The organism is Phenylobacterium sp. (genome assembly GCF_025351295.1).
In the GTDB taxonomy this organism is placed as follows: Bacteria; Pseudomonadota; Alphaproteobacteria; order Caulobacterales; family Caulobacteraceae; genus Phenylobacterium.
In genome coordinates this window covers 1-21,186 of the sequence record NZ_JANXWD010000043.1, presented here as the reverse complement: position 1 = coordinate 21,186, position 21,186 = coordinate 1, and the positions used below count along the sequence as shown (strand labels likewise).

17 protein-coding genes are annotated in these 21,186 nt (G+C 71.6%); 9 read left to right on the top strand and 8 right to left on the bottom strand.

The window, feature by feature from the left end; all coding sequences use genetic code 11:
- Window positions 1-230 precede the first annotated feature (230 nt).
- Both Q0R13_RS06530 and pbpC read left to right on the top strand, forming a co-directional pair.
- Window positions 231-5,279 (top strand): alpha-2-macroglobulin, encoded by a 5,049-nt coding sequence (locus Q0R13_RS06530; protein WP_293901253.1) that lies wholly within the window; start codon window positions 231-233, stop codon window positions 5,277-5,279.
- 37 nt (window positions 5,280-5,316) lie between these two features.
- A complete protein-coding gene (gene pbpC / locus Q0R13_RS06525; RefSeq protein ID WP_293901538.1) occupies window positions 5,317-7,317 on the top strand; it encodes a penicillin-binding protein 1C in 2,001 nt (666 codons plus the stop codon).
- Here pbpC and Q0R13_RS06520 read toward each other — a convergent pair.
- Genes Q0R13_RS06520 through Q0R13_RS06510 form a run of 3 tightly spaced genes read right to left on the bottom strand, consistent with a single transcriptional unit; the run spans window position 7,314 to window position 8,808 of the window.
- Window positions 7,314-7,940 (bottom strand): carbonic anhydrase, encoded by a 627-nt coding sequence (locus Q0R13_RS06520; RefSeq protein ID WP_293901250.1) that lies wholly within the window; start codon window positions 7,938-7,940, stop codon window positions 7,314-7,316. The two genes, pbpC and Q0R13_RS06520, sit on opposite strands and share 4 nt — an antisense overlap.
- The gene (locus Q0R13_RS22595) at window positions 7,940-8,128 is read right to left on the bottom strand and encodes a hypothetical protein (RefSeq protein ID WP_366852500.1); all 189 of its coding nucleotides are present in this window, start codon (window positions 8,126-8,128) and stop codon (window positions 7,940-7,942) included. Before Q0R13_RS22595 ends, Q0R13_RS06520 begins: the two co-directional genes overlap by 1 nt.
- Complete coding sequence (locus Q0R13_RS06510) at window positions 8,128-8,808, bottom strand: fumarylacetoacetate hydrolase family protein (protein ID WP_293901247.1); 681 nt, start codon at window positions 8,806-8,808, stop codon at window positions 8,128-8,130. Before Q0R13_RS06510 ends, Q0R13_RS22595 begins: the two co-directional genes overlap by 1 nt.
- A gap of 264 nt (window positions 8,809-9,072) precedes the next feature.
- Between Q0R13_RS06510 and Q0R13_RS06505 the strand changes: the two genes are divergently transcribed.
- The gene (locus tag Q0R13_RS06505; RefSeq protein ID WP_293901244.1) at window positions 9,073-9,930 is read left to right on the top strand and encodes a PEPxxWA-CTERM sorting domain-containing protein; all 858 of its coding nucleotides are present in this window, start codon (window positions 9,073-9,075) and stop codon (window positions 9,928-9,930) included.
- On the opposite strand, the gene Q0R13_RS06500 is transcribed toward Q0R13_RS06505, so the two are convergent.
- Window positions 9,927-10,166, bottom strand: a complete 240-nt coding sequence (locus tag Q0R13_RS06500) for a DUF2188 domain-containing protein (protein ID WP_293901242.1) — start codon at window positions 10,164-10,166, stop codon at window positions 9,927-9,929. The two genes, Q0R13_RS06505 and Q0R13_RS06500, sit on opposite strands and share 4 nt — an antisense overlap.
- Before the next feature lie 113 nt (window positions 10,167-10,279).
- Between Q0R13_RS06500 and Q0R13_RS06495 the strand changes: the two genes are divergently transcribed.
- Entirely contained in the window at window positions 10,280-11,155 is an 876-nt protein-coding gene (locus Q0R13_RS06495; RefSeq protein WP_293901239.1) for an SMP-30/gluconolactonase/LRE family protein, read from the top strand.
- 16 nt (window positions 11,156-11,171) lie between these two features.
- Here Q0R13_RS06495 and Q0R13_RS06490 read toward each other — a convergent pair whose 3' ends face one another.
- The 3 genes from Q0R13_RS06490 to Q0R13_RS06480 all read right to left on the bottom strand — a co-directional run bounded on the left by Q0R13_RS06490 (window position 11,172) and on the right by Q0R13_RS06480 (window position 14,547).
- Window positions 11,172-11,966: a sterol desaturase family protein gene (locus Q0R13_RS06490; RefSeq protein ID WP_293901237.1), complete on the bottom strand. Its 795-nt coding sequence runs from the start codon at window positions 11,964-11,966 to the stop codon at window positions 11,172-11,174.
- 85 nt (window positions 11,967-12,051) lie between these two features.
- Complete coding sequence (locus Q0R13_RS06485; RefSeq protein WP_293901235.1) at window positions 12,052-13,107, bottom strand: AraC family transcriptional regulator; 1,056 nt, start codon at window positions 13,105-13,107, stop codon at window positions 12,052-12,054.
- A 69-nt stretch (window positions 13,108-13,176) separates the two neighbouring features.
- The gene (locus Q0R13_RS06480) at window positions 13,177-14,547 is read right to left on the bottom strand and encodes a caspase family protein (protein WP_293901232.1); all 1,371 of its coding nucleotides are present in this window, start codon (window positions 14,545-14,547) and stop codon (window positions 13,177-13,179) included.
- 314 nt (window positions 14,548-14,861) lie between these two features.
- On the opposite strand from Q0R13_RS06480, the gene Q0R13_RS06475 reads away from it, so the two are divergent.
- The 3 genes from Q0R13_RS06475 to Q0R13_RS06465 all read left to right on the top strand — a co-directional run bounded on the left by Q0R13_RS06475 (window position 14,862) and on the right by Q0R13_RS06465 (window position 18,643).
- The gene (locus Q0R13_RS06475) at window positions 14,862-16,619 is read left to right on the top strand and encodes a peroxidase family protein (RefSeq protein ID WP_293901229.1); all 1,758 of its coding nucleotides are present in this window, start codon (window positions 14,862-14,864) and stop codon (window positions 16,617-16,619) included.
- A 55-nt stretch (window positions 16,620-16,674) separates the two neighbouring features.
- Complete coding sequence (locus Q0R13_RS06470) at window positions 16,675-17,928, top strand: CoA transferase (protein WP_293901226.1); 1,254 nt, start codon at window positions 16,675-16,677, stop codon at window positions 17,926-17,928.
- 385 nt (window positions 17,929-18,313) lie between these two features.
- Window positions 18,314-18,643, top strand: a complete 330-nt coding sequence (locus Q0R13_RS06465) for a GIY-YIG nuclease family protein (RefSeq protein ID WP_293901223.1) — start codon at window positions 18,314-18,316, stop codon at window positions 18,641-18,643.
- A gap of 12 nt (window positions 18,644-18,655) precedes the next feature.
- Here Q0R13_RS06465 and Q0R13_RS06460 read toward each other — a convergent pair whose 3' ends face one another.
- Window positions 18,656-20,065, bottom strand: coding sequence for an HWE histidine kinase domain-containing protein (locus tag Q0R13_RS06460; RefSeq protein WP_293901220.1), 1,410 nt, complete (start codon window positions 20,063-20,065; stop codon window positions 18,656-18,658).
- A gap of 164 nt (window positions 20,066-20,229) precedes the next feature.
- On the opposite strand from Q0R13_RS06460, the gene Q0R13_RS06455 reads away from it, so the two are divergent.
- Together Q0R13_RS06455 and Q0R13_RS06450 are read left to right on the top strand one after the other, a co-directional pair.
- Window positions 20,230-20,538 (top strand): hypothetical protein, encoded by a 309-nt coding sequence (locus Q0R13_RS06455; RefSeq protein WP_293901217.1) that lies wholly within the window; start codon window positions 20,230-20,232, stop codon window positions 20,536-20,538.
- Window positions 20,535-20,936, top strand: coding sequence for a hypothetical protein (locus tag Q0R13_RS06450; RefSeq protein WP_293901214.1), 402 nt, complete (start codon window positions 20,535-20,537; stop codon window positions 20,934-20,936). Before Q0R13_RS06455 ends, Q0R13_RS06450 begins: the two co-directional genes overlap by 4 nt.
- Window positions 20,937-21,186 lie beyond the last annotated feature (250 nt).

Genomic DNA, 21,186 nt, shown 5'->3' with positions numbered 1-21,186 from the left:
GGCGTCCAGCGGCTTGAAGTCGTCTGTCACGCCGCCAGCTCGGTCTCAGCGTTCGCGGCCAAGACCAATGATTTCATTGATCTTTGAAAGCAAATCCTGAGCGGCGCGGCGGGCGCGGCGTGGGTCCGATGCAACGCAGCCAAAACCTTCGTCGTCAAGCGTGGGCGCCCCATTGACGCGGCCCCGGCGCGAGCGCCCCATCGGGCGCGGATCGAAGGTCGGAGGGCGTCATGTCGCTGGGGGGCGGGTCGGATCCCGAGGGGTCGGCATCGTCCTGGCGCGCCCGGCTGCGGCGGCTGGCCGCGCACCGCCCGCCGGTCGCGGCAGCCATCCTCGTCGCGCTTGCCGCCTTCGCCGGCGGCGTCGTCGCCACCAAGCTCTTCGAGGGGTCTGGCGCCCCCGCCGCGGTGCTGGCCTCCGGCGAACCGGGCAAGAGCCTGTGGGGCCTGTTCGGCAAGCCGCGGGGCGCCGACGCGCGGCGACGTGGCGTCCCTCGGCCCGAGGGCTTCGCGGTCTGGCGCAGCCGGGTCGACGTCTCGACGGCCGAGCCCAAGGCCTGCATCCAGATGAGCCAGCCGCTGGATCCGGTCCGGGCCTATGGCGACTTCGTGCTGCTCTCGCCCGATCCGGGGACCAAGCCGGCAGTCACCGTCAAGGGCGACGAGCTCTGCGTCGGCGGCGTCGGCTTCACCGACCGTACCGTCACCCTGCTGAAGGGCCTGCCGGGCGCCGGCGGCGCGACCCTGGCCCAGAACGCCGAGGTGGCCTTCAACTTCGGCGAGAAGCCGCCCTATGTGGGCTTCGCCGGCGAGGGGGTGATCCTGCCGCGCGAGGACGCCGACGGGGTGGGCATCGAGACCGTCAACGTCACCCGCATCGCCGTCGAGGTCTGGCGCGTGGTCGACCGCAACCTGGTCCGCAAATCCATCAGCGCGCCCGATCCCACCGGCGAGGGCGACTACGCCGGCGACTATGGCGACGACAGCCCGCGCGGCGAGGGCCGGCTGATCTGGAAGGGCGAGATCGCCGTACGCGCCGGCCACGGCGAGCGGGTCACCACGGTGTTCCCGCTGGGCGCGGTGCTGAAGGAGATGCAGCCGGGCGGCTATCTGATCAGGGCCAAGGACGCCTCGGGCGCCCGCAGCCTCAAGAAGCCGTCGTCCAGCGAGGGCGAGCAGGACGACTATGACGCCAGCCCGCCGGCCCAGGCGCGCCGGTGGGTGATGTTCACCGACCTGGCGCTGACCGCCTACGAGGGCTCCGAGGGCCTGGACGTGGTGGTCCGCTCGCTGAAGACCGCCAAGATCCTGCCCGGCCTGAAGGTGTCGCTGGTCGCGCGCAACGGCGAGAGCCTGGCCGAGACCCGCACCGACGCCGCCGGCCGCGTGAAGTTCGAGCGGCCGCTGCTGGACGGCGAGGGGGCCGGCGATGCGAAGATGGTGATGGCCTATGGGCCGCAGGGCGACCTGGCCGTCCTCGACCTGGACCGCTCGCCGGTCGACCTGTCGAAACAGGGGGTCGGCGGGCGAACCGAGGCCAAGCCCGGCGAGGCGCAGGCCGGCGCCGTCGACGCCTATCTCTACGCCGACCGCGGCATCTACCGGCCGGGCGAGACGGTGCGGCTGAACGCCCTGCTGCGCGACCGCGAGGCGCGCGCCATCAAGGACCGCAAGGGCTTCATCGTGGTCCGCCGGCCATCGGGCGTGGAGCTGATCCGCTACGCCTTCCAGAAGACCCCGTTCGGTTCGGCCGCCGCCAGCGTGGTCCTGCCCAAGAGCGCGCCGCGCGGACGCTGGAAGGCCACGGTGGAGATCGACGGGCTCGACAAGCCGGCCGGCGAGCTGGCCTTCTCGGTCGAGGACTTCGCGCCCAGCCGGCTGGACGTCAGCGCCAAGGGCGACGAGCAGGTCCCGCTGCGCGCCAACGAGGTCCGCGCCGTCAACGTCATGGCCCGCTTCCTCTATGGCGCGGCCGGTGCGGGGCTGCAGACCCAGGGCGAGGCGCGGCTGAAGGTCGATCCCGACCCGTTCCCGCAGTTCAAGGACTACCAGTGGGGCGACCAGCGCGCGCCGTTCCAGGAGCAGTTCCTCGACCTGGAGACCACGGTCACCGACGGCGACGGCCACGCGGTCATCCACCTGCCGTCGATGGCCGCCCACGACAGCCCGCAGCCGCTGGAGGCGGCGCTGGTCGCCTCGGTGTTCGAGCCCGGCGGCCGGCCCGTGCGCGAAGGCGCGACGTTCAAGGTCCGGTCGGCGGCCTACTACCTGGGCGCCAAGGTCGACCAGGGGGTCGCGGCCGGCGGCAAGGACCCCACCGTCGCCATCGACGTGATCGCCGCCGACCCCTATGGCCGCCGCCGCGCCCAGGCCGGGGTCGGCTACGCCCTGATCGGCGAGACCTGGCGCTACGACTGGTTCCAGCAGGACGGCCGCTGGCAGTGGCGGCGCACCAGCCGCGACGTGGTGATCCAGAAGGGGATCCTGAACATCGCCGCCAATGCGCCGGCGCGGATCGCGCGGCGGCTGGGCTGGGGCGACTACCGGCTGGAACTGGCGGGGCCCGAGGGCGCCAGGAGCGTCATTCGCTTCGCCTCCGGCTGGGGCGCCCCGGCCAAGGACGTGGACGCCCCCGACGTGGTGCGGGTCAGCGCCGGGACCAGGAGCTACAGCCAGGGCGACACCGTCGAGATCACGCTGAAGCCGCCCTACGCGGGCGAGGCCCAGATCGCCGTGGCCACCGACCGACTGGTGGACTTCAAGACCGTCTCGGTGGGGGCGAACGGCGCGACGGTCAAACTGAAGTCGAGCGCGGCCTGGGGCGGCGGTGTCTATGTGCTGGTCAGCGTGATCCAGCCGCGCGACGCGGTGACCTCGCCCAAGCCCGGCCGCGCCCTGGGCCTGGTCTATGTACCGCTCGACCCCAAGGGCCGACGGCTCGACGTGGCCCTGGGCACGCCGGCCAAGGCGGAGTCCAAGGCCCAGCTGGACATCCCCGTGACCATCAAGGGCGCGGGGTTCGCGGGCAAGGCGCGGGTGACCGTGGCGGCGGTGGACGAGGGCATCCTGCGGCTCACCAAGTTCGCCAGCCCGGACCCGGTGAAGTGGTACTTCGGCAAGCGGGCGCTGCGGGTCGACCTGCGCGACGACTACGGCCGCCTGCTGGACCCCAACCTGGGCGCCCCGGCGAATGTCAGCTTCGGCGCCGACGAGATCGGCGGCGAGGGCCTGACCACCACGCCGATCCGCACCGTGGCCCTGTGGTCCGGGGTGCTGGAGACCGACCGCCTGGGCCACGCGACGATCCACCTGCCGGCCCCCGACTTCAACGGCGAGCTGCGGCTGATGGTGGTGGCCTGGACCGACGACGCGGTGGGTGGGGCCTCCAAGCCCCTGACCGTCCGCGAGCCGATGGTGGCGGAGCTCTCGCTGCCCCGGTTCATGGCCCCCGGCGACCACGCCCTGGCGACCCTGGAGCTGCACAATGTGGAGGGCCGGGCCGGCGATTACACGGCCACCGTCACCGGCCGCGGCGGCTTCCTGGCCAGCATCCGCCAGCTCTTCCACCTGGCGCTGGGCCAGCGGGCGGTGCAGCGAATCGCCTTCGACGCGCCGCGCAGCGCCGGCCTCGGCCAGATGGGTTTCCGGGTGACCGGGCCCGGCTTCGCCACCGGCCGGGACTTCCCGATCCAGAGCCGCCTGGGCTGGGGCCGGATCACCCGGACCACCTCGGTGCTGCAACAGCCGGGGACCGCGTACACGCCGACCTCCGACCTGCTGGCCGGCCTCGCCGCGGGGGATGCGACCCTGCAGGTCAGCTATTCGCCGTTCCGCGGCTTCGACCCGGCGCCGATCGCCGCGGCGCTGACGCGCTATCCCTATGGCTGCACCGAACAGCTGGTCTCCGGCGCCTATCCGCTGCTCTACGGCGCCGAGTTCGACCCGAAGCTGCGGCGCGGCGACCCCGGTCTCAACCTGGCCGTGGGCCGCCTGCTGGATCGCCAGAGCCTGGACGGCGCCTTCGGCCTCTGGCGGGTCGGCGACGCCGAGGCCGATCCCTGGCTGGGGGCGTACACGACCGACTTCCTGATCGAGGCGAAGAAGCTCGGCGCCCCGGTGACCCAGGGGGCCATCGACCGGGCGCTTGCGGCGCTGCGCGAGGTCTCGCGGCCCGACGGCTACGCCAACGTCTCCTACCGGATGGAGTATCCCGACTGGTGGGCCGGCAATCCTGCCGCCTCGAAGGCGGCGACCCAGGTGCTGCGCCGCCGCGCCTCGGCATATGCGCTCTATGTCCTGGCCAAGGGCGGCCGCGGTGACCTGGCCCGCCTGCGCTGGTGGCATGACGTGCAGATGAAGTCGGAAGCCTCGCCCCTGGCCAAGGCCCAGATCGGCGCCGGCCTGGCGACGATGGGCGACCGGGCGCGGGCGCGTTCGGCGCTGAAACAGGCCGTGGCGTCCCTCGGCTACAAGGAGCCGACCGACTGGTACCAGAGCCCGCTGCGCGACCTGGCCGGGGTGATCAGCCTGGCTTACGAAGCCGGCGAACCGGGCATCGCGCGGTCGCTCCAGAGCCGCCTGGAGAACACCGTCCGCGACGCCGACAGCCTCAACACCCAGGAACAGGCCCGCCTGCTCCAGGCCGCCTGGTTCATGATGCGCGTCTCCGGCCCGGTGAAGATAAACGCCCAGGGGGTGACGGCCCTGACCGGTTCCGGGGGGACTCCCCGCTGGGCGGTGACCAAGCTGGCGGCCGCCCGCTTCGCTAACGCCGGGACCGGCGCGCTCTGGCGCACGGTGACGGTGACCGGCGCGCCGGTGTCCGCGCCGGCCCCGTCCGCCAGCGGCCTCAGCCTGACCAAGCAGCTGTTCACGATGCGCGGCGAGGCCGTCGATCCGGCGACGCTGCGCCAGGGCGACCGGGTCATCGTCCGGGTCAGCGGCCAGTCGCTGCAGGCCCGCAGCCTGGCCCTGGTGGTGGACGACGCCCTGCCGGCCGGCTTCGAGATCGAGACCGTGCTGGGCGCCGACGACGCCAAGGACGGGCCGTTCCGCTTCCTGGGCAAGCTCAGCGCGGCCAGCGCCCAGGAAGCCCGCGACGACCGCTTTGTCGCCGCCATGGGGCTGGGCGGCAGGCAGGCGTTCGCCTTCGCCTACATCGCCCGCGCCGTCACCCCCGGCGACTTCCTGCTCCCCGGCGCCGAGGCCCGCGACATGTACCGGCCCACGGTGACCGCGCGGACGGGCGCGCGGCGGGTCGGCATCGCGCCGGGGGCGTGAGGTGGCCCGGCGGCTGACCCTCGGCCTGCTCGCCTTCATGGCCGCGCAGACGATGGTGTTCGCCCTCGACACCGCCTTGCCGCCCGACCTCGCCCGCGCCCGCAGCGCCTCACCCGTGGTGCTGGACCGGCATGGGGCGTGGCTGCGGGCCCTGCCGGTGGAGAACGGGCGCTGGCGGCTGCGGGCGGACCTCGATCGCACGGACCCGGAGTTCCTGAGGCGTGTGGTGGCGGTGGAGGACGCCCGGTTCTGGATCCACCCCGGCGTCGATCCCGTCGCGCTCGCTCGCGCCGTCGGTTCGGCGATCGTGCACGGCCACGCCACCTCGGGCGCCTCGACGCTGACCATGCAGACCGCCCGCCTGCTGGAGCCGCGCCCGCGCACGGTGGGGTCGAAACTCATCGAGATGCTGCGCGCGGTCCAGCTCGAGGCGCGGTTCTCCAAGCGCGAGATCCTCGCGCTCTACCTGACCCTCGCCCCCTACGGCGGCAACCTTGAAGGCGTGCGCGCCGCCAGCCTCTCCTACTTCGGCCACGAGCCCGAGAGCCTGACCGACGCCGAGCAGGCGCTGCTGATCGCCCTGCCGCAATCGCCCGAGGCGCGCCGCCCCGACCGCCGGCCGCAAGGGGCTCGCGCCGCCCGCCAGGCGGTCCTCGCCCGCCTCGTCCACGCCCATCGCCTCGACGCCGCCTCGGCCGCCGAGGCCGCAGCCGAGACCCTGCCGGCCCGCGCCGCCTTCCCCGCCCGCGCCTGGCACGCGGCGGGCGAGCTGGCGGCCAACGCGCCGGACGGCACGGCGACGGTGGTCTCCACCCTCGACGCCCCACTGCAGGCCCGGCTGGAGGACTTGGCCGCCGCGTCCGCCCGCGCCGAGGGCGGCGGGACGGCCACAGCCATCCTGGTGGTCGAGATCGACGGCCGGGCGGTGCGCGGCGCGGTGGGCTCCAGCGGGCTGCAAGGGCAGGGCGGCTGGATCGACATGACCCGGGTGCGCCGCTCGCCGGGCTCGACGCTCAAGCCCTTCATCTACGCCTTCGCCTTCGAAGAAGGTATCGCCGCGCCGGACACCGAGATCGACGATGCGCCGCGCCGCTTCGCAGACTACCAGCCAGAGAACTTCGACCGCACCTTCCACGGCAAGGTCACCGCCCGCGAGGCCCTGACCCAGTCGCTGAACGTGCCCGCCGTCGCCACCCTGGCCGGCGTCGGGCCCGAGGCGTTCGAGGCGCGGCTGACCGGCGCGGGCGTCATCCTGGAACGGCCCAAGGCCCAGACCCGCGCCGCCGGCCTGGCCCTGGCGCTGGGCGGGGTGGGCGTCAGCCTGCGCGACCTCTCCGTGCTCTATGCCGCGCTGGGCGACGGCGGCGTCGCCAAGCCCCTGGCCTGGACCGAGGCCGAGGCGGCCCAGCGACGGCGCTCAGCCGGCCGGCGCCTGGTCCGCACCGAGGCGGCCGCGCAGGTGATGGACATCCTGCGCGAGACCCCGCCGCCGGCCGGGGCCAGCCCCGCCGCCCTGGTGCGTGACCGGCCGGCCATGGCCTTCAAGACCGGCACCTCCTACGGCTTCCGTGACGCCCTGTCTGCGGGGGTGGTCGGCGGCTATGTGGTGGTGGTCTGGACCGGCCGCCCGGACGGCGGCGCGCGCGGCGGTGTCACCGGCCGCGACGCCGCCCTGCCGGTGCTGTTCGACGTCGCCGACCTGTTGACCACCTCCAGCGCCGCCCCGCGCCCGATCGCGCCGAAGGCCGCGCCGCCAGCCCTGCAACGCCTGCGCCCCGACGGCGACGGCCCGAGCCTGATCTTTCCGCCGGACGGCGCGACCGTGCAGGTGGAGGGCTTCGGCCCCGCCGCGCGCGGCCTGTCGCTGGCGGCCGGCGGCGAGGCGCTCAACTGGTACGTCAACGGCGCGCCGCTGGCGTCCGAGCCGGTCAGCGGCCGGGTGATCTGGAAGCCGGCAACCCCGGGCTTCTACCGCGTGACCGTGGTCGACGCCGCCGGCCGCCGCGCCCAGGCCCGCGTGCGGGTCACCGCGGGTTAATCCACCATCTCGGCCAGGTCGTCCGGACCGGTCACCGTCACGGAGAGGTCGGTCACCAGGCCGTTGCCCAGGGTGTAGACCCAGCCGTGCACGCTGAGCGGCTGGCCGCGCGCCCAGGCCTCGCGGATGAACACGTCGGAGGCCACGTTGCGCACCTGGCGGATGACGTTCAGCTCCACCAGCCGGTCCCACCTGGCCTTCTCGCTGGGCAGGGCCTCCAGCTCGTGGCGGTGCTCATGGCGCACCTCGCGGATCGGGTGCAGCCAGTGGTCGACCAGGCCGCGGCGCTTGCCGTCGACCGCCGCCGCCACGCCGCCGCAGCCATAGTGGCCGACCACCAGGATGTGCTTCACCTTGATCACGTCGACCGCGAACTGGAGCACCGAGAGGTAGTTGGCGTCCTGCGGCGGGGCCAGGTTGGCGACGTTGCGATGGACGAACAGCTCGCCGGGATCCAGCCCGACGATGTCGTTGGCCGGCACCCGGCTGTCGGAACAGCCGATCCACAGATATTCCGGCGCCTGCTGGTCCTCCAGGCGCTTGAAGAAGCCGGGGTCGATGGCGACCTTGGCCGCTGCCCACCGGCTGTTGTTGGCCTTGAGGTCGTCGAGGGAATTGGACATCAGGTGGGCACGGCGTCCGGCTGGCGGTTGGGATGGGCGGCGGCGAAGGCCGAGTGGAGGGCGGCGCGGTCGGCGGCTGCGACCAGGTCCACGGGGGCGTAGTCATATTCGACCCCCTTCAGCGCCAGGCCGATCCGCACCCGGTAGGGCGCACCGGCCCGCCAGGAACTGTGCAGGGTCAGGCCCATCAGGCGACCGTGAAGCTGAGGGCGCCGACGCCCTCGACCTCGCCGGTGACCTTGTCGCCCCGGACCAGCGGCCCGACGCCCTCCGGCGTGCCGGTGTAGATCAGGTCGCCGGGGGCCAGGGCCCAAAGCTTGGACGCCTCGGAGACGATCTCGGGCACGCTCCAGATCATGTCGGCCACCACGGCGTCCTGCTTCACCGCCCCGTTCACCGAGATGGCGATGCGGCCCTGCGGCGCCGGCCCGGTCCAGCGGCGGATGGCGGAGATCGGGGCCGAGTCGTCGAAACCCTTGGCCGCCTCCCAGGGCTGGCCCTTGTCCTTGGCGGCGTTCTGCAGGTCGCGGCGGGTCAGGTCGACGCCCACCGCATAGCCGTAGACCAGCGCCAGCGCGCCCTCGACCGGGACGTCCGATCCGACCCCGCCGATGGCGACCACCAGTTCGATCTCGTGGTGCAGGTTGGCCGTGCGCGGCGGATAGGCCGGGTTGCGGCCCGGCGGCACGATGGCGTCGGCCGGCTTGGCGAAGAAGAACGGCGGGTCGCGGTCGTCGCCGCCCATCTCGCGCCGGTGGGCGGCATAGTTGCGGCCCACGCACAGGATGCGCCGGACCGGGAAACCCCCGGCTTCCCCTTCGACGGGGACGACAGGAACCGGCGGTGGGGCGATCGCATATTCGGCCATGGCGCCGCCTTTAAGCCGGACGGGCGGGGATGTGAACCCCAACGCGGGGTGAGGGTCGGGCCGGCCCCGCGATCCGCCTCCCGGGTCCGCCATGCAACGTCGGCGGACCGTCGCATAACGCCGATTCCCCTGGTGGGCGAGTCCGGTTGCGGTCGCCCAGATGTGCGCGCGTTATGGTCAACGGGTGTGCGAATTTGACGCAGCGGCACGGGGGCACGGCCCGGGCGGAGCGCTGTTTCGACCGCACGAAATCTGGGGCAAGCCATGAAATATCCGACGTCCGTCGCCGCTGCGGCGGCCCTCTCGCTCACCTTCGCCGCCGGCGCGGCGCAGGCCGGGGCGGTCTTCCTGACCGGGCACGACCCGGACTTCCATTCCCAGGGCCAGGTGAGCGGCCAGAACCAGCTGAACGTGGCGCTGAACTTCGTCACCGGTGGCACCTACAACGACGCCGCGCCGACCAAGAAGTTCCTCTGGGTCGAGAGCCGCGATCCGATCCTGGGCGGCCATCGCCGGGGCTTCGACGGCCTGGCCACCATCGGGGTCGGCGCCGCCGACGTCGACTGGGTGGATGCCACCCAGCTCGCGGGCGTCGATCTGAAGGACTATTCGGCGATCGCCATCGCCTCCAGCTTCGGCGGCATGCTGAGCGACGCCGAGCTCGCCGAGCTGAAGACGCGGTCCAGCGACATCGCCGATTTCATCAATGCCGGCGGCGGCCTCGCGGCCTTCGCCGAATGCTACCTGGTCGCGGGCTGCGACAATGCCGGCAACGTCACCTCGGCCGCCAACCTGTTCGCCTACCTGCCGATCACCGTGGTCTCGGTGGGCACCGCGGCCCCCTACAAGGTCACCCCCTATGGGGCCAGCCTGGGCCTGACCAACGCAGACGTCGACGATTGCTGCACGCACAATTCCTTCAGCGAGACGGGCGGCCTGAACGTCGTCGACACCGACCAGAACGGCATCGCCACGACCCTGGCCGGCGTCGTGAAGGTCGGCGGCGGCGGCTTCATGAACGTGCCCGAGCCGGCCGCCTGGACCCTGATGCTGGTCGGCTTCGGCGGCGTCGGCGCCCTGCTGCGCCGGCGGCGTTCGCTGGCGGGCCCCTTGCTCAGCTAGTCATCGACGCTGGTCTCCGGCCGGTCCTCGCCGGAGGCCAGCTCTTCCCGCCACCGGCCGGCGGCGTCCTCGTAGACGATGCCGGTGGTCTCGCCCGGCTGGCGCTGTTCGGCCGCCGCGCGGGCCGCGGCGCGATGCGCGGCCTCGTGCGTCGGAAAGGTCTCGGAGAACGATCCGTCGACCTTGTAGGCCCAGCCGCCATCGTGCTCGACGACGTGATAGACGATCTCGGTCATTGGGACGCTCCTGCAAAGATCAATCGTAGCGCGGGACGCCGCCGCACGTCATGGGTTCGGGTCGCGAAAGTCCACACAATGGATTGAAGCCGACGCATCGGGAGCAGGGACGCATGGATTTCGAGGTGCTGGCCGAGGGCCTGCAGTTCCCGGAGGGGCCGATCGCCATGGCCGACGGCTCGGTGATCGTGGTCGAGATCGGGCGCGGGACCCTGTCGCGGGTGTGGAACGGCAGGGTCGAGGTGATCTGCGACCTGGGCGGCGGGCCCAATGGCGCGGCCCTGGGACCGGACGGCGCAGTCTATGTGGCCAACAACGGCGGGGGCGGCGGGCCGACCGGAACGCCGGGGCGGCCCCTGGCGCCGGGCGGGATCGACCGGGTCGACCTGAACACCGGCCGGGGCGAGCGGCTCTACGGCGAGGTCGGCGGCCACCCGCTCTCGGCGCCGAACGACCTGGTCTTCGACCGCGGCGGCGGCTTCTGGTTCACCGATTTCGGCAAGACCACCGGCCGCACGCGCCACCTCAGCGGCCTCTACTACGCCCGGCCGGACGGCTCGAGGGTCGAGGAGGTGTCGTTCGGCTCGACCGGCTACAACGGCGTCGGCCTCTCGCCGGACGAGACGACCGTCTATGCCGCGGAGACCTGGACCGGGCGCCTGATCGCCTTCGACCTCGCCGCGCCGGGACAGGTCGCGAAGGGCGGTCGCGGCGGACGCATGGTGGGTGTCGCGCCGGGGCGGGCCTTCCTCGACAGCCTCGCGGTCCAGGCCGACGGCCAGGTCTGTATCGCCTCCATCACCGCCGGGATCACCACCATGTCGCCGGGCGGCGCCTGTCGCCAGACCCCCGCGCCCGACCGGATGACCACCAACATCTGCTTCGGCGGCGCCGGCCTGCGCGACGCCTTCATCACCCTCTCCGAGACCGGCCGCCTGATCCGGATGTCCTGGCCCGATCCGGGCCTGAAGCTGAACTTCGCCGCCTGACCCGGCCGGCCGCGCCTCAGGCGGTCGGCGCGCGCGCCGGGGCCACCCCGGCGGCGCGGGCATAGCGGACGTGATACTCCGGGTGCTCGGTGCCCATCCAGCGGTCCCACCAGGTGAACCAGGCGGCGTAGTTGTACCCGGCCTCGCCGTGATGCAGGTCGTGGTGGGTCGAGGTGGTCAGCCAGTCGAACCATGGCCGGCCGTCGGCGCGCGCCGGCGTCAGCTCATAGCCCGCATGCAGCAGCGTATTGCGGAAGATCTGGTGGGCCAGGAACAGCAGCGACACCGCCCAGGGGGTGGGGACGATCGCCGGCCAGAGGATCGCGAACGGCGCCGTCATCAGCACCGCCTCGCCCAGGTCGAAGCTGTAGGCGGTGAACGGCGACGGATTGTGGCTGAGGTGGTGGCGGCGGTGCAGCATCCGATACCACCGCGACCGGTGCATCCAGCGGTGCAGCCAGTAGATGTAGGCGTCCTGGCCGACGATCATCAGCGCCAGGCTGGCCCAGAACCAGACCGGGCCCCAGGTCGCGGCCAGGTCGGACAGCGGATAGGCCCCGGCGCGGGCCAGCAGGGTGACGCCGATGCTCGCGGTCGCGAAGATGGCGACCGAGCGCACCGAGTAGAGGAACTCGGTGCGCAACTGGCGGGGCGTGGGCGTCGCCTCGCGGATCTTGCGGGGCCGCAGGACCCGCCCCAGCAGCACCCACAGGACGAACCAGACCCCGCCCGCGAAGATCACGTAGACGGGCAGTACGATCGCGATGTTCAGCAGCCAGATCCGCGCGGCGTCGATGAAGAGCTTGTCCATGCCAGGTTCCCTTGCAAGGGCCCAGATGGCCGGCTCGACCCGCCAGGGTCTCGGCGCGCGTGAAAAACGCCGGTCGCTTCCGGAATCAGTCAGCCTCGGCGGAATTCGCCGCGGCCTGCAGCGCGTCGCGCCGCCACAGGGTCGGAGTCGAGCCGGTCGTGGCGCGAAAGGCGCGGTTGAAGGGGCTCAGCGAGCCATAGCCGACATCGAAGGCGATCGCCGCGATGGTGGTGCGCGCCTGGGCGGGGTCGGCCAGCCGTCCCTGGGCGGCCTTGATCCGGTAGCCGTTGAGGAAGTCGGCGAAGTTGCGGTGGCCCAGCCGGCCGTTGATCAGCCGCCGCAGCTGGTGCTCGGGCGTCGCCAGCTCCCGCGCCAGCCGGCCGATGGTGAGGCCCTCGTTGCGCCACGCGCCGCCGTCCATGGTGGCCGCCAGCCCGGCGAGCAGCAGGCGCTCGGCGGCGTCCGCGCGGGGATCGGCGCCGTCGTCGCGCGGCCTGGCGGTGGCGAACAGCGGCGCCCGGCCGTGCAGGAACAGCGCGCCCATCGCCACGCCGAGCAGCGCCACGATCACCGCCCCGTCGAGGCGTCGGATACTGAACTCGACCCAGGGCCCCGCGGGGTCGAGCAGGCGCAGCACCCCCGTACCCCCCTGGACCGCGGCGAACACGGCCGCAAAGCCCAGGATAGCGGCGCGCAGCGATCGGCGGCTCGCCACCAGGTCCCCCTGCCAGCCGCGCAGGACCATCAGCGCCGCGTGCAGGCAGAGCAGGACCGCCAGGACGTTGAAGGCGACGCCCAGCCTGTCGCTCACCTCCGCCGAGGCGACCGTCATGGCCGACCCCATGACCACGAACGCCGCCGCCGGGGCGAAGGCGAGCGGCGCCAGCGGGCGATCCTCGATGACCGTGGCCACGAACAGCCAGAACAGCCCGGCCACGGGAAACGCGAGCAGCAGCAGCGGGAAGACCTGCCCGAGCCCGGATCTGGTGGTGTCGGACTCGGTCAGCGTCCAGGCCGCGGCGCTGAAGCAGGCGAGCAGCGTCGCGACCCGCGAGTCGCGGCCAAGCTCGCTGCGCCACACGCCGAGCCCGGTGACGCAGAACGCGCCCACCGCGATACCGCGCAGAAGAGGATCGAACACCGGGAGCATCCGGCGACGTTAGCATCCCGCGCCGGAGCTCCGAACAGGCCTGGCGGCGACAACGCGGCCCTACTTCCCCTTCGCCAGCCGCCCTTTGGCCTCGGCCGCCCGTGCGTTCTTCGGGTCGAGGTCCAGGGCCTTGTCGTAGTCGGCCCGGGCCGCCGCCACGTCGCCCTTGCCGTCGTAGACGGCGCCGCGCTGGTAGTAGGCGTCGCCGTCCGGCTGCAGGGCGACCACCTGGTTGGCGTCGGCCAGGGCCAGGTCCCAGCTGGCCTGGCGGCGGTAATAGCGGGCGCGGGCGCGGTAGGGGGCGTCGCTCCGCGGCGCCAGGCGGATCGCCTCGGTGGCGTCGGCGATGGCGCCGGCCACGTCGCCCTTGCCGTCCCGGGCCCGGCCGCGGTTGTTATAGGCGCCGCTGTTCTTGGGGCGCAGCTTCAGCACCGCGTCGAAGTCGGCGATCGCCGGGTCCCATTCCGAGCGTTCGACGTGCAGCACGCCGCGCGCATAGAGCGACTCGGTGTCGCCGGGATTGACCTGCAACGCCTGGCCGTAGTCGGCGACCGCCTTGTCCAGCGCGCCCGCGCGCCGGTCGGCCATCGCGGCCAGCCGCCAGTCGGCCGCGGTCCGGGGCGTCAGCGGGGCCACGGGCGCGGCGGCGACGCTGACCGGGACCGCTGGGGCCACGAAGTAGAACGGGTCGCCGCCAAGCGACCCATAGATCGCCGGCTCCTGGCGCTGGTCGGTGACCTTCATCACCTCGTCGCGCACCTGACCGAACAGCAGGCGGATCTCCAGGCCGGGGGTCACCATCCGCCGCGCCAGGGCCTTGGTGAACGGGCTGTCGCCGCCGTCGCCATCCGCAGCCGTGGAGCCCTCGCGCGCCGCATAGGCCACCAGGGTGTCGCCGCTGGGCTCCACCCGCGCCAGTCCGCGGCCGATGGAGCGCGTACCGCCGGACCGCTGCATGGCGGTCAGGAACGGGTTGTTGCGGCAGGCGTCCAGGATCACCAGCTTCAGCCGCGTCGCGCCGTCCACCGAGCGCAGCAGCAGGTCCAGCGGGATGGCGTCGAAGTCCACGTCCTGGTCGCTGGCCAGGGTGGCGTCCACCGGCACGAGGTAGTTCAGCCCGCCCTGCTCCATGCCGTGGCCGGCGTAGTAGATCACCGCCACGTCGGCGCCGCGCGCGGCCTGGGCGAAGGTCTTCAGCGCTGCCTCCAGGTCGCGCTTGGTCAGGTCGTTCTTCTCGCTGACGGTGAACCCCACCTCGCGCAAGGCGTCGGCCATCACCTTGGCGTCGTTGGGCGGGTTGGGCAGCCTGGGGACGCTGCGATAGGCCGAGTTGGCGATCACCAGGGCCACCCGCGTGCCGGCCGCTGCGGGCGCGACCAAAGCCAGCGCCAGCAGCGCCGCGATCATCCAGGCGGCGAGCCGTCTCAGCACCGGGGTGGGCCTCCTGCAAGACCTTAGCGCGGCGGTCGGCCCGGCGCCAGACACCGGTCCAACCCCGCCGGCGCCGGGCCGGCACGGCGTTCGCGCCGCTCCGCAGTCAGGGCCGCGGGTTCGTGCGCTTTCCGGAATGCGCCAACGCAACCGAAGGGCTGTTCCTGTCGTACAACTCAAGGCGGGAGGGAACCCCTGCGGTTGTATTTGTCACGATGCAGTGGCCAACCTCTGCCGCAGGATCTGGTTTGCATATCCCGTCGAGTACCAGTGGCTTTCCGCGTCTCTCCGCAATTCCACAAATGGGGGCCTCCGTGCCGCTGCAATCATCCAACGAAATGCCCAAGTCGCTCCGTCCCTACAGCTCGGGCCACTCGATCACGCCAAGGGGCCTGAGCGCCGGCGCCATCGACGGCATCCGGCACGGACGCTTCGACCGCCTGTTTCCCGAGACCCAGACCACCGCGCCCGACGACGCCATGCTGCTGAAGCTGGCGGAATTCATGGTGACCTCGTTTGAAGCCGACGGTGTTGGCGCGCCCGACCCAGGGAGGCCGATCATCGAGGCCGAGGTGTCCGACGAGAACGCCACGATCCCGGCGGCCTACACCTATTTCGGCCAGTTCGTGGACCATGACCTGACCCTCGACGTGACCGGCTTCGGCCAGAGCCAGAAGGACGCCAAGGCGGTCATCGACTTCCGGACCCCGGCCCTGGACCTGGACTGCGTCTACGGCGGCGGCCCCGCCGACCAGCCCTCGCTCTATCGCAAGGCCTCCAACGGCGCGCGGCATCTGCTGCGGCTCGGCGACGCCATCGCCGGCGCGGGTCCCGGCAGCACGCGCAACGACCTGCTGCGGCTGCCGGCGCTGCCGGACGATCCGGCGCAGATCGCCCTGATCGGCGACAAGCGCAACGACGAGAACAAGATCGTGTCGCAGGTGCAGGCGACGATGATCTCACTGCACAACAAGATCTACGAGGATGACGACTTCCATCCCGGTATCGCGGACCCCGACGTCCGCTTCGAGAATACGGTGCGCCTGGTGCGGTGGCATTATCAGTGGGTCGTGCTGTTCGACTACCTGTCCGGCCATATCTGCATGTCCACGGCGTTGTCGGACTTCGGCTCCCTGGAAACCCCGCACCTGCCCTACTATGCCGCGGTGATGGCGAAGGGTCGCGACTACCCCTTCATGCCCGTCGAGTTCAGCGGCGCGGCCTACCGCCTCGGCCACTCGATGGTCCGGCCCAGCTATTCCCTGAGCGCAGCGAATCTCACGAAGGGCGTCGATGGCGCCGGCGTCCCGAACCCGCGGTTCCCGACGTTCGGCAAGCGCGGAGACGACCTGCGCGGCTTCGGCGAGCCGATCACCAGCATCTGGTCGATCGACTGGGGCTTCTTCATCGATGGCGTGACGCCGACGGCGCCGCCGGCCGGCGCGGTCGTGCCGCAGCCCTCATATCGGATCGATACCCGGGTGGTGAATCCGCTGTCCCACCTGCCGGAATTCGAAGGCCTTCCGCCGGAGCGCAAGCAGGAAGCCAACCTCGCCTACCGTAACCTCAACCGGGGTGTCGGGCTGGGGCTGCCGACCGGCGAGGAGGTCGCCGCCGCGCTCAAGATCACGCCGCTGTCGAATGACCAGGTCTGGTCGGCCGGCTCAAACCGCTACAAGGACGAGGACGGCCCTTCCGAGATCAAGTCCCGGCGCGCCGCGATCACGGCCCAGGGGTTCGCCGGACACTTCAAAGACCGCACGCCGCTTTGGTACTACATCCTGCGCGAGGCGGAGTACTACGGGTGCACGCGGGAACTGCCGGAGGCCTATCTCGCCGGCATTGTGGCGGCCGGCGAAGACCCTGAGGCGGTCAAGCAGGAAGACCTCAACTATGGCGGGCAACATATGGGTCCAGTGGGCTCCAGGGTCGTTCTGGAGACCTTCCTCGGTCTGCTGTCCTACGACGAGAAGTCGTTCATTCACCAGCCGACCTGGCGTCCCCACGCGAAGCTGAACACCGGCGGCGGAGACTTCACCCTGGGCAAGCTGATCGACTACGCCCTGGGATAGGTGCGCCACGCCGAAGGGCTTTGAGCCGACCGTCGCTTGCGGCTAAGCAAACCGCATGAGCATCGACGCCCCGTCATCCGCCGCCGCCACGCCCCCGCTTTCCGAGGGCCCCGCCAACACCGGCCCGTTGGCCGGCCTCACGGTCATCGAGATGGGGACCCTGATCGCCGGCCCCTTCTGCGGCCAGATCCTGGGCGACTTCGGCGCCGAGGTGATCAAGGTCGAGGACCCGAAGGTGGGCGACCCCATGCGCCAGTGGGGACGCAGCCTGCCGCAGGGCCTGTCGCCCTGGTGGCCGGTGATCGGGCGCAACAAGAAGTCGGTGGGGCTGGACCTGCGCAAGCCCGAGGGCCAGACGCTCGCAAGGCAGCTGATCGCCGGCGCCGACATCGTCATCGAGAACTTCCGGCCCGGCGCCATGGAGAAGTGGGGCCTGGGCTATGACGTGCTGTCGGCGACCAACCCGGGGCTGGTGATGGCCAGGATCTCCGGCTTCGGCCAGACCGGGCCCTATTCGCAGCGCGCCGGCTACGGGCTGATAGGCGAGGCCATGGGCGGCCTGCGCCACGTCACCGGCGAGCCCGACCGGCCGCCGGCGCGGGCCGGCATCTCCATCGGCGACAGCCTGGCGGCCATGCACGCGGTGATGGGCATACTGATGGCGCTGCACGCCCGCGAGCGCACCGGCAAGGGCCAGGTGATCGACGCGGCGCTCTACGAGAGCGTGCTGGGGGTCATGGAAAACCTGATCACCGAATATGACATCACCGGCTATGTCCGCGAACGCTCCGGCTCGGTGCTGCCGGGGATCGCGCCGTCCAACGCCTACCCCTGCGCCAACGGCGAGATGATCCTGATCGGCGGCAACGGCGACAACGTCTATGCCCGTCTGACCGAGGCCATGGGCCGGCCTGACCTGAAGGCCGATCCGAAGTTCGTCGACCACGCCAGCCGCGGCGCGAACCAGCACGAGCTGGACGACATTATCGCCGCCTGGACCGCGACCTTCACCCTGCCCGACCTGCTGGCCTTGCTCGAATCCAAGGGCATCCCCTCCAGCCGCGTGTTCCGCGCCCCGGACATGCTGGAGGACCCGCAGTTCAAGGCCCGCGACGCCATCGTCTCGGTCGACCATCCGGTGTTCGGCGCGATCCGGATGCAGAACGCCTTCCCCAAGCTCTCGGCCACGCCCGGCCGGGTCCGCTGGCCGGGGCCGACCCTGGGACAGCACACCGACGAGGTGCTGGCGGCGCGCGCGGACTGCACGCCGGCGCGCCTGAAGCAGCTGCGGGCGCTGGGCGTGATCTGACAAAGCGGTCCGCGGCCTATGCCGCGGACCCTCCGTCGAAGCCGGGTCGCCTGCTTCCGGGCGAGATCCCTTAACCACCGGTCTGGTCCCCGCGGCCTGGCCGCGAGCCCTCGTAAGTTGATGAGATAAAGGCCGTTTCGCCCACTGCAGAGGTGGCGCCTTGTCTCAGGGCGATCTGGTCGCGCGTCACTGCGACGCTGCGGAGGGTTAACGGGCTACCCTTGCGCCCTATCCCCGCGGATCGTCATGGCCGGGCCGTGTCCCGGCCATCCAAGATCACCGCGGATGGGGATTGCGCTCGGCGGCGCCACTGCGTCTCATCCTCGAGCGCGGAGATCATGGGTGGCCGGGACAAAGCCCGGCCATGACGAACGTGGGGTGGAGCATGAACGCCGTCTGCATCATAGCGAGCCGCAAGCACGGGACGCTGTATATCGGTGTCACCAGCGAACTCTTGCGGCGCGTCGGTCAGCACCGCGAAGGTGAGATCGAGGGTTTCACCAAGCGTCACGGCGTCAAGCGGCTTGCCTGGTTCGAACTGCACGACAGCGTTGTCGCCGCCATCCAGCGCGAGAAGTCCCTCAAGAAGTACCGGCGAGACGGGAAGATCAATCTGATCGAGCGGGACAATCCCGGCTGGGACGATCTCTTCCCGCAATTCTTCGTCGAAGATGGTCCGTTCCCACATCGCCAAACCCGAGAGCCGTCGATGTGATGCGTCCCTGGTCTAACGCCCCGCCAGCAGCTCGGCGACCGCGGCCGCCACCTGGGTGACGTCATAGGGCTTGCGGATCACCGGGGCCGAGAACCCGCCGGGCGCGCCGCCGGTCTCGCCATAGCCGGTGGCGAAGACGAAGGGGATGCCGCGCTGGCGGAGCAGTTCGGCGACCGGCGTCACCGAGCGGCCGTTGAGGTTGGCGTCCAGCACCGCGGCGTCGATCTTCTGATCCAGCAGGGCCAGGGCCTCCTCCAACTCATAGGCCGGCCCCACCACCTGGGCGCCCGCCTCGGACAGCCCGGTCTCCAGCTCCAACGCCAGCAACACCGCATCCTCGACGATCAGCACCCGCGCGCCCTTCAGGTTGGCCGGGCCGCGGGACGTGGCGACGGTCTCGGTGACCCGCACGGTGGGGGCCTCGGGCACCACGTCGGGCCGCTCGGCCATGGCCTGGGGCCCGGCCAGCAGGCGGACGCGGACGCCAGCCGGGCGATAGTCCACCACGGTCTCGCCGTTCAGCTCGCGGCCGGTGACCTGGTTCAGCAGCGTCGACCCGAAGCCGCGGCGGGCGGGCGGTGTCACGGTGGGGCCGCCGCTCTCGGTCCAGACCAGCTCGAAGCCGCCGTTCGGCAGGGCGGACCACCGCAGGGCCACGTGGCCGTCCTCCACCGACAGCGCCCCGAACTTAACCGCATTGGTGGCCAGCTCATGGAGCGCCAGCGACAGGGCGTTGGCGGCGCGGGGGGTCAGGAACAGCTCCGGCCCCTCCCAGCTGGCCTGGCCTGGCGCGATGGCGCCCAGCTCGGCGGCGGCCAGGTGATCGATCGCCGCCCCGCGCCAGCGCGCGGCGGTCAGCAGCTCGTTGGCCGAGGCCATCGCCTTCAGCCGCCCGCCGAACGTCGACAGGAACCCCTCCAGCGAGGTGGTCCGCTTGGCGGTCTGCTGGGCCAGGGCCTGGACGGCGGCCAGCACGTTCTTCACCCGGTGGTCCAGCTCGCTCATCAGCTGCTGGCGGGTGTCTTCCTCCAGGTGATGGCGGCTGACGTCCTCGACGATCCCGGTGATGCGCTTGGCGGCGCCGGCCGCGTCGCGGCTGATCGCGCCGGCCAGCCGCAGCCAGATGGTGGCGCCGTCGGTGGGCCGGATCATCCGGAACCGCACGTCGAACGCGCTCCCGGACTGCACGGCCGCCGTCCGATAAGCCCGGAACCTCTCCCGGTCGTCCGGATGAGCGTGCAGGTCCATCAGGTCCCCGACCTGAGAGACATCTCCCGCCGGAAAGCCCGTGATCGCAGCCATGCGGTCGCTGACGAGCAGGGTGTTGCGCTCGAGGTCCCACTGGAACTCGCCCAGGCCCGCGGCCTGAAGCGCAAGCTCCAGCCGTCTGAGGTCCGAGCTGGGGCCCAGGTCCTGTGTCATCCCACGAACATAGGAAAACCCGCGCGCCGAAGCGACTGGCGAGCCATGCAATCTTTCGTGGCTGCAACGCGAGCTCTTTGCGCCGTAGCCCGGAACGACCTATATTGCATCGCGTTGTGGCGAAGCCTCCCGTGAGGGGAGTGCTTGCGTTCGGAGATGAGACCATGCCCGCCAATGCCGGCCCCCTGACGACCGAAGATGTGGCCGATGCGGCCAACGACACCGCCGCCAAGATCAGCGCCGACGCCCAGAAGGCGATCGCCGATGCGGCCAAGCGAATCGAGACCGTGGTCCAGCAGGGCCTGGAACAGCTGCGCGCCCAGAGCCGGGTCTATGCCGACGTGGCCGGCGAACAGCTGGACGAGGCCACCCGGATCGCCAGCGAACAGATTCGCGCCCGTCCGCTCGCCGCCACCGGCGCGGCGCTGGGGATCGGCGTCCTGATCGGCATGCTGCTCGCCTCGCGGCGTTGAACTTCAAGCCGATCTTCCGCTACGCCGCCGCCATCGCCGCCGTCGCGGCGGCTGCGGCCGTCTGCGTGGTGGCCGCGTCCTTCGCGCTCTATGCGGTGGCGCGCGAGTACATCGGCCCGGCCGGTGGCGCGGCGGCGGTCGCCGGGGCCTTCGCCCTGCTCGCCTTGATCGTGGCCTGGCTGACCACCCGCAAGGTCACGCCGCGCCCGCAGAAGGGCGTCAAGCCTGACGGCGGCTCGCTGGTCGACCGGCTGATCGTGATGGCCAAGGAACGGCCGCTGATCGCGCTAGGCGCGGCCGCGGCGGCCGCTACGGTGCTGGTCCGCAACCCAGCCGTGATCACCGCGGTGATCACCGCCTTCATGGCCGGCGGCGCGTCCAAGCCACCGCCGAAGTAGCGGCCCGGCGCTCGTGTCCCGACTCAGCTGGATCCTTGAGATTTCAATAACATAGACACTCTGCCCGCTCATCCCGGCCTTCGCCGGAATGAGCGGAATTGAGCTCGATCTAGAGCGTGACCGCGGTTAGCTGAATCGGGATTCTGGTTGTGGGCGGATCATGATTCAAGATGCGGGCTGGACGGGAGGCCAGCTCGCATGGGTCGACCCTATTCGCTGGATCTGCGGGATCGTGTGGCCCGGTTGGTGG

Excerpts from the sequence above, each read along its gene's own strand:
- pbpC (WP_293901538.1), top strand. The coding sequence starts at position 5,317 with ATGGCCGCGCAGACGATGGTGTTCGCCCTCGACACCGCCTTGCCGCCC.
- Q0R13_RS06530 (WP_293901253.1), top strand. The coding sequence starts at position 231 with ATGTCGCTGGGGGGCGGGTCGGATCCCGAGGGGTCGGCATCGTCCTGG.
- Q0R13_RS06520 (WP_293901250.1), bottom strand. The coding sequence starts at position 7,940 with ATGTCCAATTCCCTCGACGACCTCAAGGCCAACAACAGCCGGTGGGCA.
- Q0R13_RS06470 (WP_293901226.1), top strand. The coding sequence starts at position 16,675 with ATGAGCATCGACGCCCCGTCATCCGCCGCCGCCACGCCCCCGCTTTCC.
- Q0R13_RS06495 (WP_293901239.1), top strand. The coding sequence starts at position 10,280 with ATGGATTTCGAGGTGCTGGCCGAGGGCCTGCAGTTCCCGGAGGGGCCG.
- Q0R13_RS06490 (WP_293901237.1), bottom strand. The coding sequence starts at position 11,966 with ATGGACAAGCTCTTCATCGACGCCGCGCGGATCTGGCTGCTGAACATC.
- Q0R13_RS06455 (WP_293901217.1), top strand. The coding sequence starts at position 20,230 with ATGCCCGCCAATGCCGGCCCCCTGACGACCGAAGATGTGGCCGATGCG.
- Q0R13_RS06460 (WP_293901220.1), bottom strand. The coding sequence starts at position 20,065 with ATGACACAGGACCTGGGCCCCAGCTCGGACCTCAGACGGCTGGAGCTT.
- Q0R13_RS22595 (WP_366852500.1), bottom strand. The coding sequence starts at position 8,128 with ATGGGCCTGACCCTGCACAGTTCCTGGCGGGCCGGTGCGCCCTACCGG.
- Q0R13_RS06510 (WP_293901247.1), bottom strand. The coding sequence starts at position 8,808 with ATGGCCGAATATGCGATCGCCCCACCGCCGGTTCCTGTCGTCCCCGTC.
- Q0R13_RS06500 (WP_293901242.1), bottom strand. The coding sequence starts at position 10,166 with ATGACCGAGATCGTCTATCACGTCGTCGAGCACGATGGCGGCTGGGCC.
- Q0R13_RS06465 (WP_293901223.1), top strand. The coding sequence starts at position 18,314 with ATGAACGCCGTCTGCATCATAGCGAGCCGCAAGCACGGGACGCTGTAT.
- Q0R13_RS06505 (WP_293901244.1), top strand. The coding sequence starts at position 9,073 with ATGAAATATCCGACGTCCGTCGCCGCTGCGGCGGCCCTCTCGCTCACC.